Raw genomic sequence first — 14,540 nt, forward strand, 5'->3', positions numbered from 1 at the left:
CAGCATAGGAACTCTGTCTAAATCATACAGAATTCCTATGCTGCACACATCCCCCAAACGGGGGATTTTAAGGGGCTTATTTCAGCAGATCCACCAGTTTGCTTCGGCGGTCAATGTTAGTTTTATTGAATATGCTGCGGATATGGCTCTTCACCGTCTCCTCAGAGATAAAGAGCCGCTGGGCAATCTCCTTGTTTCTCAGGCCCTCTGCTGCCAGCTGGGCCACCTCCCGCTCCCGGTCACTGAGTTCCGTCATCTGGTCCGGGTACTTCTCCAGCATAGCGAAAATCCGGCTCTCCTCCGCTCTGGTGTAGTGGATCTCCATGGCCTTGATCTCCGCGATGGCGGCCTGATGCTTCTTTTTGATGGAGGGGAGCAAAAACAGAATGGAGAGATATTTTCGGAAACAGGCCAGGAAGGTATAGTTCTTGTCCTGCTCCGCCAGAGACAGGGACCGCTCCAGCCACTCTGCCGCCCTGGGTATGGCCCCCATGGACAGATAGCACAGGGACAGACCTACGCACATGAAGTTGCGGGTAGACAGGGAGATAAGACGGGGGTCCAGCTGAAGGGATGCCTCTACGCTGGCAATGGCCCGTTTGTACTCTTTCTTGAGAATCAGATCGGTGATCCGGTTGGTCTTTGCCATAAAGTTGGTGAAGGTAAGGTCCCCCAGCATATCTGCAGAGCCTCTTGCCCAGGCCGCGGAGCGGTCCGGCTCCATCATGAGGCCCAGCAGATAGGTACGGACCGTCTCCGCCATCTGGGTATTGATGGCGGTGTGCTGCAAAAAGGGATAGGCCAGCGCCTTGGTCTCCAGATATTCGATGGCCTTCTGCAGGGAGATCATATCCGACTGGTAGATGGCGTTGATGCCCAGCAGCAAGGCCGCACCGTAGGTAATGGTTGCGTTCTGCCACTGCTCAGACAGCATTGCCGCCCTGTGGGCATAGATATCCGACTCGTCAAACCGTCCCTGGACACTGAGGGCCTCGCCCAAGTACAGTTCATAGGCTCCGGCGCCGTGATACCCGGTCAGGGAATTGTAGACTTCCAGCATATCCCGCAGCTCTTCCGCCGTCTCCATCATCTTTCCCGGCGTACGGTAGAAGAGATACCACATGGAGGTGGTGCCGAACATATAGGGCTCCTTTTGATCAAAAAGCTGGGAGGGGGCGTGCATCAGGGGAACGGCCTCCAGATAGCGGGCCTTCATGCGTGGGATATCGGGAAACTCCCGGAAAGCGGAGAGCAGGTACCACTCGCCCATCAGCTGTTTGCTGCCGTTTTCCTCCAAAATCATTCTGCTCTGCTCCAGTGCCTCTTCAAAGCCTCTGAAATCCGTACCTCCAAAGAGGGCCAGACACAGCCGCAGCATGGAGAGGGGGTATCGAGCCAACGTCTCCCGGGGACACCGCCGCAGTACCTGACGGGCCAGGCCGGTATAGCTGATGGAGCCAAAGTTCTCCCCCAAAAGGCCGATCAGTTCACAGGAAAGCAGCTGCTCATCGTTACCTGCCCGGAAAAAGCACTCCACGGCCCTTTTGTTGTTCCCCGCCCGACGATAAATGTCCCCGGCAGCCTCATAAACCTGACAACGGAAGTCCGGCGGCATGGTTTCCAGCATCTCCAGCAGAAAGTGCCGCAGCAATTCGTGGGGATAGCTGGCTCTGGCCCGGAGATCATGGTGCATAAGGGGGGTACGCACCAGGAGGTTCTGCAAAGCCGCCTCCTGCCCGGGGGCAATGTCCGGCAGCTGCTCCTCTTTGATGCAGTCATATACTGCCACACGCAGCAGCATCTCCTGCTCCCGGCAGGACACCTTTCTCCAGAAAAATTCGTGCAGCAGCCCGTCCATATCGTGAAATTCCGGCAATCTGTCCGGGGTATCCTGCAGGCTTTTCAAATACAGGGCCACCGCCGCGGCCCACCCCTCCGTATTCCGGTAAACTCCATCCGCCTGCTGACGGGACAGATTCAGGCCCAGTTGCCGTGCATAGTTCAGGATGTCCTTTTTCCCCAACAGGAAATCTCTGGAGTGAAGCCTGGAAACGCCGGAGCTGCTTTCAAAGACCGCCCGCAGCTTTTTGAAGTTCTGAGAGATTAGAACGACGTGCAGCCCGTCCTGGTGCCGGTCCGCCATGGCCTGCAAAAGAGGCAACGGCCAGTTATCGCCTATCAGCTGAAAGTTGTCCAGAATGAGGTAGCACGGTGTAGTCACCGAAAGCCGGGACAAGATGTCCGCGGCATTGCTCACATTGCTGCGATTCAGAAAACCCAGTCCCCGCAGGGCCGCGCCCGCATCTTTATTCAGGATGCCGATCTGCCGGATGAACCAGTCCAGACTGGTATCCTGCAAAAAGCTCACCGCCGTGAACCAGCGCACCTGTTCCGGAGCAACATCCCGCATGGCCCAGCGAACTGCCGTACTTTTTCCATAGCCTGCGGGCGCCTCGATCATGGTCAGGCTGCTTTGATATATGTAAGCAAGTTTTCGTTGGATCTCCTCTGAAAAATAGAATCCCTCCATACGCTCAGCTCCCCCGCTTTTCATGCGATTTTATTATAAGAACAAAGCATCCCTTTGTCACTCCCCCAAAAGAGGGATTTGGGGCAACTCCCGCAGCTCCGCATGACAGCGGCTCTGCTTCGGATCTCAAGCATCACAGTTCAAAAGTACGCAATAAAACTTCATCCCACAGAAATGATATATCACTGTACGTTCTGAAAAGGCTCATTTCGCTCTGCACAGGTCAAATCTTGCGAACTTCGTAGTTTTTCTGGTATTTTCTCTGTGATATGGTACAATTATACTACGAATATACCCCAGTTGAAACCCAACCGGCACTGCCGTTCACTTTATATTTGGGAGGGGTGTCCATGAAGATTCTTGTACTCAACGCCAGCCCCAAGGGCAAAAATTCCACCACCGTTCATACAGCCCTGTATTTACAGGCACTGCACCCAGAGCACACCTTTGCCTTTCTGCCGGTGGGGCAGCGCATCAAAGCCTGCGAAAAGGACTTTTCCCCGGTACGGTCCGCGCTGGAAGATGCCGACCTTATTCTGTTCTGCTACCCTGTCTATACCTTTCTTGCTCCCTATCAGCTCCACCGGCTGATGGAGCTCATTAAGGCGGACGGCGTGGATTTGTCCGGCAAATACGCCTCCCAGATCACCACCTCCAAACATTTTTACGATGTGACTGCCCATCGATATGTGGAGGACAACTGCTTTGATCTGGGCATGAAGGTGGTACGAGGACTGTCCGCTGACATGGAGGACCTGCTCAGCCCCCAGGGCCGTCAAGAAGCCAGACACTTCTTCGACCAGCTGATCTTCTCCTGCGCGCACCATTTATTTGTCACTCCGCCAGTAAGCGCCCCCACCCGTGACAAAGCAGTCTACCAGCCTGTCCTGCCCGTCTCCCCCAAGCAAAACTCCAAAGACGTAGTCATTGTCACCAACTGTGCCCCGGATGATGAAAATTTAAACCATATGATCGTCGATTTCCAGGCTGCTCTGCCCTATAAGAGCCGAGTCGTCAACCTGCGGGAGTTCCCCTTCGGCGGCGGCTGCCTGGGTTGCTTTGGCTGCGCTATCACTGGAAAATGCGTCTATCAGGACGGCTTTGATGATTTCCTGCGGAATACCATTCAAAACGCCGACGGTTTTGTCTATGCTTTCAGCATTTCCGACCACTACACCCACTCCAGCTTCAAATGCTTTGACGACCGGCAGTTCTGTAACGGGCATCGCACCGTTACCCATGGCACACCCATCGCCTATCTGATCAGCGGTGATTACCAATATGAACCCAATCTCCGGATGATCGCGGAGAGCCGGGCCGAGGTGGGCGGCAACTACCTGTGCGGCGTAGCCACCGATGAGGGGGATACGGCAGCGGATATCCGGAGTCTGGCCGAGCAACTGGCCTTCGCCATGGAACACAAGCTCACCCGCCCAGCCAATTTCTACGGTGTGGGCGGAATGAAGATCTTCCGGGATCTGACCTATATCATGCAGGGCCTGATGAAAGCGGACCACAAATTCTACAAAGCCCACGGTATTTATGACTTCCCCCAGAAACAGAAAAAACGGATCTGGCAGATGCGGCTGGTGGGTACGCTGCTGGCCATCCCCTCCCTCCGGAAAAAGGCTGGGAACAAAATGACTCAGGCCATAATCGGGCCTTATGAAAAAGTGGTCCGGCAAGCCGTGGCACAGCACCCCGTATCAAATGGCACATCCCCTCGTTCCTCCCGCCGCTGATGGATCGCTGCGTCTCCAGATATGCAGTCTCCAGCGGCCCACCGGTCTGGCGTCCGGGGCCTCTTTCATCAAAAAAACATCCGGACCTGACGCCCAACAGCGTCAGGTCCGGATGTTTTTTTGTCAGGGCACCGTCCGGGTTCCCGCGTCTTCCAGAACTGTGGTATAACATCCATTCATTTCCCGGGTCAGAACGGTTTTCATGCCCCAGTTGGTGACGCTGCACTGATCCCCTTCCCGGTTCAGGGCGAAATAGGCCATGCCGCCCCGGCGGCATGGCTCATCGGTCTGAGCCGAGATATAGTTACCCAATGAGTAGTACACCAGCGTCCGCTGCCCGTCTGTTCCGGTGACCCACTCGCAGGGCTGGAGCACATGGGGATGGGTGCCCAGCACCACATCCACACCACAGTCGGCAAAAACCTGCGCCCAATAATGCTGGGTCTCATCTGGCTCCGGCAAATATTCAGTACCCCAATGGACGAAGAGCAGTACAAAGTCCGCCGCCTCTGCAGCAGCCGCCAGATCCCGGCGCACCAGGTCCTCATCATCCAGAGTATGGAGCACATAGGGTGCCTGCTCCGGCAGAGCGTGGCCATTGGTCATCTGGGTATAGCTGAGCACGGCACAGGTGATGCCTTGCCGCTCCAGCAGTTGGTAGGGCTGATAGCCGCCGTCCTCCACCGGCTGGATACCGGGACAGAGTATCCCGGCCCGCCGATAGAGATTTGCTGTCAGGTCAATGGCATCGGCCCCCTTGTCCAGGGCATGGTTGCTTGCACAGCTCACGATGTCAAATCCGGCACGGATCACCGCCTCCCCCACCTCTACCGGTGTGCCGAAGGTGGGATAATCGCTGTAGTCCTGGCGCTGGTCCACATAGATGGTCTCCTGATGGATGCAGGTTATATCATACCGGGCCAGCTCCTCTGCCACCCCGGCAAACAGGTGGTCAAAATTCCCGTCCAGCTTTCGCAGACCGTAGTCGTAGATGGGGCGGTGAATCAGGTTTTCTCCCAGGGCGGCCACGGTAAGCTCCGCCGTTTCCGGCCGCTCCGGCAGGGTGCTGAGTCCCCATGAGATCCAGTCCCAGGCACTCACCCGGCCGGACCGCTCCTCCAGCATCAGACGGCTTTCCGGCGTAAAGGACCAGCCTTCCACTTCCACCCCCAGGTCAGAGGCCATCCAGATGGGTTTGACCATCTTCCCGGTCCAGTCGTAGATAAAGATGTGCTGGGACCAGACACGCTCCTCTGCCTCCTCCTCCCAGAATGGGCGGCTTTGGCCATAGCGACCCTGCCGCCAGCACAGGAGCATCAGTTCCCGTCGTCCGTCGTGGTCGATATCACACCAGAGCACGTCCTGGACCGGCTCGTCGGGCTCCGACTGCCAGATCTTTTTATCTCCGCTCCACAGGACGGCGCGCCGGTCCTCCAGGGTAATACGCTCCGGCTCGTTCCAGGCAGGTTCTCCACTCAAATCAGCCGTATGCCAGACCACCCACTCCGGTGGGCCGTCCCCTCGGGCGGCCCACCAAAGACCGATCATTAGCAGACAGGCGCCAACTGCCAGTGCAGCCAGGAGTCCCCGTCTCACCACGAATTGCTCCGATAGCTTTCCGTCCAGGCAGGCTTGACCAGGCTATCCCTGCCCTCCCAGTTATAGTTGCCGTCCGGACCCACCCACTCGCCGATCATCTGCCGCCACTGAGTATCGGTCAACCGCTGCTCCATGGGCCAGGTGAACTGATAGAAGTCGTACACCGCGCCGGAGGCCAGCCGCAGAGTGCCGTCCACCGGCACCACCACCACCATCTCCTGGGGCATGGCGTTTGCAATTTGCAGCACAGTGCCGTTGGGATCGGTGGCGATATCGGTCACCAGAGAGGCGGGTATCTCCTGAGTCTCCAGATAGTCGCTCTCTGCCTTATCCTTGACGGCTTCGATCCAGAAGTGCTCCAGATTGCCGCCGTAGGTGCGGATCAGCTCATATTCCTCGTCGGTCAGGGGCTCGTTGCGCAGTTCCTTCTCGGAAATGGTCTGGAGCTTCCCGGCCAGCTGGGCCAGGCGGGACAGGTTTTCCCTGTCTTCCCCATTGATCAGTCCGTACCGATCCAGCCCCTCAGCGGTCTGCTGGGCCAACAGATAGAACCGGCGGAACACCTCCGGCTCCGGCTCCACATAGCCCCGGTCGTCCACCTGGTCAATGGGCCCGTCCCCCATCTCCGCCATGATCTGCTTGGCATAGAGCACGGTATCGTGCTTGAGTTCGGTAAAGCTGCCCGCAAAAGTCTCCAGGCTCTTTTGCCGCCAGGCCTGGCTGGTCATGAAGGATGGATAGCCCTCTCCCTTTTCCTCCAGCAGGGGCATCAGCGTATACAGCCAGCTGGAGTATAGACTTGCGTTCCATGCGGATACCGGCGCCTGGGCAATGGTGCTCCGCAGCCGCTCCATGTTCTCCATAAAGCCCGGATATTGGGCGGCGCCCTGCTGCTCCAGCAGCGCCAGGGCCGCATCCGAACCCATGGCCGCCGGCACATCCAGCACGTCGGGCAGCATCCGCTTGTCCCCGTCGGCCGACTCCTTCACCTGGCTGTACACCAACTTCTGCATAATGGCGGCATCAACGGTAACCCGCTGGCCCATAAAGCGGAACCCCTTATTCAGTTCCTGAATATCCTGGGTGCCATCCCACACAGGCACGGAGTTGATGGCCGGAGGCTCCATTGCCTCAATGGCAGCCACAAAAGCATCGAAGGCCTTGTCGCTGCCGGGAAGATCGACCACTGCCGGCAGTCCGCCGTAGGCTGTCCTGATTGCCGGCTCATAGTCATAATAAGTCAAATCATCGCTGGCCCCAGCAAAAAAGGATGTAACAGTATAGATCATCTCCCAGGCCGAAAGGTTATCACCGGCCATGGACAGATTCATGAGCAGTGCGCTGCGGTTCATATCCTCGTTCTTCTGGCCGAAGTTCACCTGTCCATACCACATCATGGCGCGGAAATACTGCTCCAGCACCTGGTCGCCCTCGTAGTATCCCCGGGGGATGAACTGGGTATAGTCCATAAAAGCCCCACTAATTCCGCAGGTATCAATACCGGCAGCGGCGTTGATCCTGTCCACCTCCATCTCCGCAAGGTCGGCGGCGTAGTCGGGGATCTGGACCGACGGGTCCTGCAGCACAGCCGCCACCGCAAAAAATGCCACATTGCGGCGGGCAGCCTCTTCCCACTCGCTGCCCTTGAGCGCATCGTACTGGGCCATGCTGCTCTCCAGCATTCCCTTACTCAGATCGAGCAGCCCGTCAGCCAGGTAATTCTTTTCTGTCCGGCTGAGCAGCAGGCTGAAATACAGGTGGTAGGTGTGCATCATGGAGTCTACGGTGACAAAGTTTGGGACAAGATTATACCGATTGCTCTCATACAGCTCAAAAAACTCGTGGCCGTAGCTATTGGTTACTACAAACAGATTCTCCTCCAGCTGATTCACCGCATCATCAGACAGGTAAAACTGATCTGTATTGACCACATTGCTCAATCCCGGTGACACTCTGTAGGCCGGCACCGATGGGGTGATCTCCGCTTTCTCCGCTCCGCTGAAATTCAGTAGCTGGATCCGCGGAAGGGCCTGGACGGTACTAACCTCCTGGGTATGCTCTTCAGAGATGGGAAATTTCTCTTCTGCCGAGTCAGACAATTTCTTACTGCATCCAGCCAGAAAACCCGCGGAGGTCAGCAGCAACGCCCCGGCGGTCAGCGCCGCTGAAATCTGAGTCGATTTCCTCCGCCGACACCGGAGGTCTTTTCGGTTCCAATACATGCGGACTCCTCCTCATCGATCAACTATGGAAGAAATGGAATTGTTTTCCTTCCTTCCGCAAGGTCAGTATACCACACACACTTCCCCTAGGAAAGGACAAAATTTTTCGGTTGCAATGATCTGATCCGCTCTTTTTTCCTTTCCTGCGGGCTGCTGGGCATAACTGTTCAAGGGCACGGAAAACTAAAATCACTGTTTTGCAAAGGAGGCTCTTATGAAAAAGCGAATGATCACCGCCGAATTGCTCGGCTGCTTTGAGCAACACCTGCGGGAAGAGGAACGCAGCGGCGCCACCCTGGAAAAATATCTCCGGGAGGTAAGGCAGTTTGCCGCTTGGCTCTCCGGCGCCCAGGTATCAAAGGCCGCCGTGGCACAATGGAAAGAGTATTTGCTCTCCTGCCGCTATCATCCCTCTACCATTAATGGCAAGCTGACAGCACTGGACCGTTTCCTGTCCTGCTGCGGATGGCAGGACTGCAGAGTCAGACACCTCAAGCTGCAGCGGCAGCTTTTTCGGGAGGACCGCCGTGAACTGACCAAGTACGAGTACAGCCGACTCGTCTCCACTGCCGAGCGCCAGAAAAAAGATCGGCTGGCTTTGCTCATCGAAACCATCTGTGCCACAGGCATCCGGGTGTCGGAAGTAAAATATATCACTTTGGAAGCTGTCCAACAGAACAAGGCCGAGGTCTTTCTGAAGGGAAAGATCCGCACGATTCTCATTCCCGGCAAATTGTGCAGGAAGCTGCAAAAATATGCCCGAAAAAATAAAATCACTTCCGGTGAGCTTTTTCTCACCAGAAGTGGTCATTCGTTATCCCGGAAACAGATATGGGCAGAAATGAAAGCGCTGTGTAAAGATGCTGGCGTGGAGTCTTCCAAGGTATTTCCGCACAATCTTCGGCACCTGTTTGCCCGGACATTTTATAACGCCTGTCGGGATGTAGCCAAGCTGGCCGACGTATTGGGACACTCCGCCATTGAAACCACCCGCATTTATTTAGTTTCCACCGGCGCGGAGCATACTCGAATGCTGGAACGACTAAAACTGATTCGATAGGACAGAATCTGTATTCTGTCTCACCGGCAAAGCGGATGAGACAAAATACCCATTGGTTTAGCTACACCGTCTCTTATATTGTAGCAGTTTGACTTACATAAATCAACATAATTGTAATTTTCAAAGCTATACATCTTCCGGTAACACCAATTTACCGATAATCCAATGTGCCGTTGTAAGCCCATTGCCCATTTTGAGATAGGCTCAAAATGGATTTTTTCTTTCAGAATGGCTGCAGCGACCCAGTCCGCACTTCAAATAGACAGAATACAGATTCTGTCCAGAGAGGGGAGGCTGATATGCAGGAATCACTTTATGCGTATTGTGTTCGCACAGGGGAATACGCCCTGCTCAAAGAGTGGGACTATGCCCTCAATAAAACAGTTACGCCTGAACAAATCAGCTATGGAAGCAAACGGAAGGTTTGGTGGCGCTGCGAACACGGGCATATCTGGTCTGCGGCTCCAACCGCCCGCACCAGCGGCGGGTCTGGCTGTCCATACTGTGCCGGCACCCGCCCTATTCCCGGACAAACAGACCTGGCTTCCCGGTATCCCGCCTTGGCCAGTCAGTGGCACCCAGTAAAAAATCAGCCTCTGCTGCCAACGGAGGTACTTCCCGGCAGCCATCGGAAAGTATGGTGGCTCTGTCCCAAGGGACATGAGTGGCAGGCGCAGATCAAATCCAGAGTCGGCGGGTGCAACTGCCCTGTCTGTGCCAATCGGACACTGCTGTCGGGCGAAAACGACCTGGCCACTGTTTATCCTGAACTGGCGCAGCAATGGCATCCCACACAAAACGGGCCTCTGAGACCTACCCAGGTTCTTCCAGGCAGCCGCCGCAAGGTCTGGTGGCTGTGTTCCAGAGGGCACGTCTGGCAGGCTGAGATAGCTGCTCGTGTTTCCGGAAACGGCTGTCCCATATGCGCCGGAAAGCAAGTTCTCTCCGGCGAAAACGATTTGGCCAGTCTGTTCCCGGAGATTGCGGCCCAGTGGCATCCCACAAAGAACGGGACACGGACACCCGACCAGGTTTCTCCTTACTCAAACCGAAAGGTCTGGTGGCAATGCAAGCTGGGGCATTCCTATCAGGCTGTCGTTGGAGCGAGAACCATTCGGGGCAGCGGCTGCCCCTATTGTGCCGGGAAAAAGGTTCTGGCCGGCTTTAATGATCTGGCCACTGTGGAGCCTGAGCTGGCATCCCAGTGGCACCCGACCCTAAATGGCCGCCTGACCCCTGAGATGGTAACCGCCAGCTCCCACCGGATGGTATGGTGGGCGTGCTCCTTGGGCCATGTGTGGAAAGCCGTCGTTTATTCCCGTTCCGGTCCAAAGCGGTGCGGCTGTCCAGTGTGTGCGGGCAGCATACGCAAACAGCGGCGCCGCCAAGCAACACCGTCCCGATCTCAGGTGCGTGGAGACGCACAAATTTTATACAGGAGGGAAAGCAGATGAAACGAACCACACAGCATATCTTAAGTCTGCTGCTTACCTGCGCCATGCTGTTGAGTCTTCTCCCGGCTGTAGCTTTCGCGGAAGAGCCGGAAACCGCACCCAACACGGCAGCAGATACCCTGGCAGAGCCCGCACCGGTCAACGAGCCGGAGCCCGAATCGGACAAGATCGTGTATGTATCATCGGCTGGCAGCGATGAGACCGGCGATGGAACACAGGATAACCCCTATGCTACTTTGTTCAAGGCGGTAGAGAAAGCAGAAGATGGAAGTACCATCCATGTCCTGACTGATCTGACTATTGCCGACACCAGGACCGCCCGAGTCACGGACAAGCATCTCACCATTACCTCAGCAGATCCGGAAAATCCGGTCACGCTGACGCGGGGCAAAAATGTAACCGCTGCCGACAATCATCAAAGTTGGTATAACGGCGCACTTATTGAGGTCACGACCAGCGACGCAGCCTCTGGCACAAGCGACAACGCTGCTTCCGTCACGCTCAAAAACATTGTCCTTACAGATGACGGCAAGCATGACGGCACCTACTTCGCCCAAACCAACAGCACGATCAACGGCGCACAGCCTGAGAACGGCAATCTAGCTTTTGTTCAGGACGCTGTCGTTACGGCCCACGGCCTCAGTGACCGCAGGGTGAACATTACCCTGGGCGAAGGCGCTGTGCTGCAGGATTTTGGCGGTATGTCGGCAGTGTATGCCACCGGCAATGTCCAGATCACCATGCAGAGCGGCTCGGTCATTAAGGACATTGGTGTTACCGACCGTGTGAGAAGCGATACCATCAAGAATTGCCCGCCCGAAGAGGTGGGACCTGCCGGTGCGGTCTGGCTTCAGGGAAGCTGCCTCGTCATGGAGGAGGGTTCGGAGATCCGCAATATTACGGGCCGCGCGGTGTATGCTGACGGCGGCAGCGCTGTTATCAACGGAACCATTTCCGATATCTCCAGTGACGCTGATATGTGGCAGGGTAAGGGCGGTGTTGCCGTCCATGTTCGCAACAATGCGGATGTCACCTTTGGCAGCACCGCTCTGTTTGACAATACCAACGTAAGCGCCAAAATCGACAGCGCAGTATATGTGAACCAGGGCAGCTTTGAAATGGCGGACGGCGCGAAAATCTGTAACCTTGCTGGTACCGCCATAATGGGATACGGCTCCACCACCCAGCCTGCGGATTCCATCAACATCATGATCGATGGTGAGATCTGTGGAATCATAAACGGTGGAAATGCCATTAATCTGAATGAGTCTGGCGGTCTGTACTGTAAGATCGGTCCTAATGCAGACATTCATCATAACACTGTCTGGGCGGCTACACTCTACGCTCAGGGCCCTGGTATTGTGATCGACCTTTATGGCACCATCCGAGATAACACCAGCACCCAGTATTCTGCCGGTATCTGGCTGGCAAACAACTTTACCGGCGCCAGGCTGACAATGTATGACGGTGCCAAAATCACGGGCAATACCTCTGTTAATGACGGCGCCGCAGTCATTGTGTCCCGCGGAAGCTTTATCATGGATGGCGGCAGTATCTCGAATAACTGCTCGGTAGGAAATCCTTCTCTGGCTGGCGGCGTCTCTGTCCGCCGCAGCGGGTCCTTTACAATGAATGCCGGTGAGATCACCAGCAACATCACCACCGGTTATGGCGGCGGCGTACAATACAATGATGACTCCTGGGGCAATGAGTGCGTCATTCTGAATGGCGGCACCATTTCCGACAATATCATGAATGTCACCGCAACACTGAACGGGGAAACCGGAAAGTATGACTTCACCGATGGCGTCTCTAATGATATTTCTGTTTCTACTTCCCAATTTGGCCATATCAGCCGCTACATGACGATCTCTGGCACGATGGACCTGGGAAATCCAACTGTCTATCTTGAAAAGTATAACGTCACCCTTACACCTCCCGGCTCTGGCGTGAAGTTTGGCAATGCGTCCGATGCGGGCATCACCTCGGTTACCTCTGCCGCTGTTCAAACAGGGTGGAGCGACACAGTTCTGGCCGCTCTGTGGGCTGTCGGCAGCGAGCCTGTCACTGCACTGGAGATCAGTAAGCCTGCCGGTGCGGCAGCCTTGCCCATCTATGCTGGCGTTGTAGCGGTGGGTGAGAATGGCGAACCCGTTGCCGGCGCTCCTGTCTGTTTCTATCCCGTTGCGGAGCAGAACGGCAAGCTGACCATCCGTTTCCCCAACTCCATCAACGGCTCCGCTCTTGCCCTGGTGCAGCCCACCGCAGACTACGGCTTCATGACGGCCAGCGCTCCCGCCACCCTGGTTGGCAAGACTGACGTGGATAAGACCTATCAGATCCCCTACTGCTTCACCTATACTGTCAGCGATAACCTGAAAAACCGTCTGAAGGCAGGTGAGGCATTGCGGGACATTTCCATCCAGATCCATCTAAATGAGGATCTGACTGTGGACCCCGGCAAGATTACATTTACCAGCGATATCTTTGCGCCTGGAACAATTACCTACGAAAACGGGCTTCTCACCATCCCCTGCACCATGAAGGATGGCTGGGAGAACGCCGCCAATTGGAATGCCATAGCTGAGTTCTCCGCCGCCCTGCCCGGTGCAAAGTTTTCTGAAGGTACCACCCTGGCTGTCTCCGGCGACTTCAATGCACAAATCGCCAAGGACCAGAGCAAGATATTTGTTCCTTCTGACCCCGCGGTCACCCTGCTGAAGAGCAAGGCTCTTATCACCGCTATTGCCGGTCCCAACGGCACCATTACCCCTGACAGCGCCGAGGTGGACTATGGCGGCAGCGCAACCTTTACCATCACCGCAAACGACGGCTACCACATCTCCGACATAAAGGTGGATGGCCAGAGCGTGGCGGTGACAACCTCCTACAAATTTGAAAGTGTGACCACTGATCACACCATTGAAGCTTCCTTCGCAGAAAACGGTACTACCACCCGCTACACCATCAGCGCCAGCGCCGGTGAAGGCGGCTCCATCTCCCCCAGCGGCTCCGTGCGGGTCTCCCGCGGCGGCAGCAAGACCTTTACCATGAAGGCCGATGAGGGCTATGAGATCGACGACGTGCTGGTGGATGGCGAGAGCGCAGGTGCTGTGGACAGCTACACCTTCAAAAATGTGAAGGAAGCTCACACCATCTCCGTCTCCTTCCGGCAGCTGCCTCCCGCCCCCGATGACACCGGCGTATCCGACTGGCTCAACACCAAGGATCACTTCGCCTACCTCCAGGGCTTCCCCAATAGCTGCTTTGGTCCCAGCCAGAACATGACCCGCGCCGAGGCGGCCCAGATGTTCTACAACCTGCTGCTGAACAAGGACGTGACCCAGACCGTCTCCTTCTCCGACGTGCCCGCCGGCGCCTGGTACGCCGACGCAGTCAACACCCTGGCCTCCATCGGCATTCTGGAGGGCGTAGGCGGCGGCCGCTTTGAGCCTACCCGCGTCATCACCCGGGCCGAATTTACCGCCATGGGTATGCGTTTCGGCGACCTGAGCACCGAGGGCAAAAATATCTTCTCTGATGTGGATGAGGATGACTGGTTCTATGATGTGGTGGTCGGCTCCATCCAGTACGGCTGGATCAACGGCTTTACCGACGGCACCTTCCGCCCCTATCAGACCATCACCCGGGCCGAGGTCACCGTCATCACCAACCGGTTGCTGGGCCGCAGCGCTGATGAGTCCTATGTGGATAAGCACGCCGACCAGCTGCGGAAGTTCTGCGATGTGGACAAGGACAACTGGGCCTATTACGACATCGCTGAGGCCACCAACTCCCACGAATATGTCAAGTCCGGCAGTCGGGAAACCTGGGAAAAATAAGGTCCTGCTATTCTCCCATCTCTAGCCGGAAAACAGCTTTGTACCCAACGCGCAGCGGAGCGGCAAGATCTTCTTGCCGCTCCGCTGAGAC

At 56.2% G+C, this 14,540-nt stretch carries 7 protein-coding genes; 4 read left to right on the forward strand and 3 right to left on the reverse strand.

The features are described 5' to 3' along the window. Positions 1 to 76: 76 nt before the first annotated feature. Entirely contained in the window at positions 77 to 2,530 is a 2,454-nt protein-coding gene (locus tag WHJ28_RS08145; RefSeq protein WP_340041452.1) for a LuxR C-terminal-related transcriptional regulator, read from the reverse strand. A gap of 350 nt (positions 2,531 to 2,880) precedes the next feature. Here WHJ28_RS08145 and WHJ28_RS08150 point away from each other — a divergent pair, with 350 nt between their 5' ends. Next, the gene (locus tag WHJ28_RS08150; RefSeq protein ID WP_340041454.1) at positions 2,881 to 4,272 is read left to right on the forward strand and encodes an NAD(P)H-dependent oxidoreductase; all 1,392 of its coding nucleotides are present in this window, start codon (positions 2,881 to 2,883) and stop codon (positions 4,270 to 4,272) included. A 123-nt stretch (positions 4,273 to 4,395) separates the two neighbouring features. Here the strand turns inward: WHJ28_RS08150 and WHJ28_RS08155 are convergent, their stop codons facing one another. Together WHJ28_RS08155 and WHJ28_RS08160 are read right to left on the reverse strand one after the other, a co-directional pair. Next, a complete protein-coding gene (locus tag WHJ28_RS08155; RefSeq protein WP_340041456.1) occupies positions 4,396 to 5,868 on the reverse strand; it encodes a CapA family protein in 1,473 nt (490 codons plus the stop codon). Continuing rightward, positions 5,865 to 8,093, reverse strand: a complete 2,229-nt coding sequence (locus WHJ28_RS08160; RefSeq protein ID WP_340041458.1) for a DUF3160 domain-containing protein — start codon at positions 8,091 to 8,093, stop codon at positions 5,865 to 5,867. The genes WHJ28_RS08155 and WHJ28_RS08160 overlap by 4 nt, the downstream gene beginning before the upstream one ends. Positions 8,094 to 8,307: 214 nt before the next feature. Here WHJ28_RS08160 and WHJ28_RS08165 point away from each other — a divergent pair, with 214 nt between their 5' ends. The 3 genes from WHJ28_RS08165 to WHJ28_RS08175 all read left to right on the forward strand — a co-directional run bounded on the left by WHJ28_RS08165 (position 8,308) and on the right by WHJ28_RS08175 (position 14,449). Continuing rightward, complete coding sequence (locus WHJ28_RS08165; RefSeq protein ID WP_340041460.1) at positions 8,308 to 9,153, forward strand: tyrosine-type recombinase/integrase; 846 nt, start codon at positions 8,308 to 8,310, stop codon at positions 9,151 to 9,153. Positions 9,154 to 9,452: 299 nt separating this feature from the next. Beyond that, on the forward strand, positions 9,453 to 10,607 hold the full coding sequence (locus WHJ28_RS08170) for a zinc-ribbon domain-containing protein (RefSeq protein ID WP_340041462.1): 1,155 nt from the start codon (positions 9,453 to 9,455) through the stop codon (positions 10,605 to 10,607). Next, a complete protein-coding gene (locus tag WHJ28_RS08175) occupies positions 10,604 to 14,449 on the forward strand; it encodes an S-layer homology domain-containing protein (RefSeq protein WP_340041464.1) in 3,846 nt (1,281 codons plus the stop codon). The genes WHJ28_RS08170 and WHJ28_RS08175 overlap by 4 nt, the downstream gene beginning before the upstream one ends. Positions 14,450 to 14,540: the final 91 nt, after the last annotated feature.

Origin of the sequence: Flavonifractor porci (assembly GCF_037572415.1) — a bacterium.
Taxonomy (GTDB): domain Bacteria; phylum Bacillota; class Clostridia; order Oscillospirales; family Oscillospiraceae; genus Flavonifractor; species Flavonifractor porci.